1 protein-coding gene is annotated in these 1252 nt (G+C 58.0%); it reads left to right on the forward strand.

What is annotated here, in order from left to right; translation table 11 throughout:
- Positions 1-63 precede the first annotated feature (63 nt).
- Positions 64-1211 (forward strand): IS3 family transposase gene (locus ACFZCE_RS27125; RefSeq protein ID WP_390943644.1). Its coding sequence is split into 2 segments (ribosomal slippage): positions 64-319 and positions 319-1211, totalling 1149 coding nucleotides; the frame shifts between segments, so codons are not numbered across the junction.
- Positions 1212-1252: the final 41 nt, after the last annotated feature.

Below are 1252 nucleotides of genomic sequence, written 5' to 3' on the forward strand. Positions count from 1 at the left end.
TGTAGTGGTCTACTAACCCCGGACACCTCGATAGGTGAAAATGACCCTATCGAGGAGCTTTTCATGACCAAGAAGTACAGAAAATTCGATCCCAGCTTCAAGCTGGAGGTCGTCAAGATGATCAAGGATCAGGGCCAGAGCGTCGCCGAAGTGTGCCGCGACCTGGGCTTGGGCGAGACGGCTGTTCGGCGCTGGCTGCAGCAGTACGAGTCCGAGATGCTTGGCCAAGCCGGCATCGGAAAACCGCTCACTGCTGAGCAGCAGCGTATTCGCCAGCTCGAGCAGATGGTTCGGGACCTGAAGATGGATAACGACATACTAAAAAAAGCTACGGCCTTCTTTGCCCGCGAATTGAAGTGATCCACACACTGGTACATCAATTACAACGCAAGGCCTACCCGGTGGCACGTGTGTGCCGGGTGCTGCGGATCAGCAAGTCAGGGTTCTATGAAGCGCGCCAGCGGGCCTCGCAAAAGCGGGTAATCAGCCCAGTGGTGATCAAGCTGCGCGCGGCATTTGCGGCCAGCGGCGGCGCTTATGGGAGCCGCCGTTTGCGCGAGGTCTTGCGCCGGCAGCGGATCAATATCGGTCGCTTCAAGATACGCGCCCTGATGAAAGAAAATGGCTTGAAGCCCGTCTGGAAAAGGAAGTTCGTACACACCACCAACAGTCGTCACAACTTGCCTGTGGCCCCCAACCTGCTGGAGCGCCAGTTCACGGTGACAGCGCCAAACCAGGCATGGGTTGCAGATATCACGTACATCCGTACAGGCAGCGGCTGGCTGTATCTGGCAGCCGTTCTAGATTTGTACTCGCGCAAGATCGTGGGCTGGTCGATGGCACCGCACATGCGTACGGAACTGGTGACCAGCGCGTTGCAGTTGGCGATTGCCCAGCGTGCGCCAGCGCCGGGCTTGATCATGCATAGCGACCGTGGGAGCCAATACGCCAGCGCCGCGCACTGCGACTTGCTGCACCGGTATGGCATGCGGCAGAGCATGAGCCGCAAGGGCGACTGCTGGGACAATGCCGTGATGGAGCGCTTCTTCCTGAGCCTGAAAATGGAACGGGTATGGCTCAAGAAATACGCAAACCAAGCTGAGGCGATCAAGGACGTAACGGACTACATCATGCGCTTCTACAACAGCGAGCGGCTGCACTCGACCTTGGGCTACAGAGCACCGAACGAGTACGAGCGGCTAGCTGCCTAGACACCACTTATTGAGGTGTCCGGAGAAACTTGACCAGGCCA

The organism is Pseudomonas sp. NPDC007930, from assembly GCF_042958985.1.
GTDB lineage: Bacteria > Pseudomonadota > Gammaproteobacteria > Pseudomonadales > Pseudomonadaceae > Aquipseudomonas.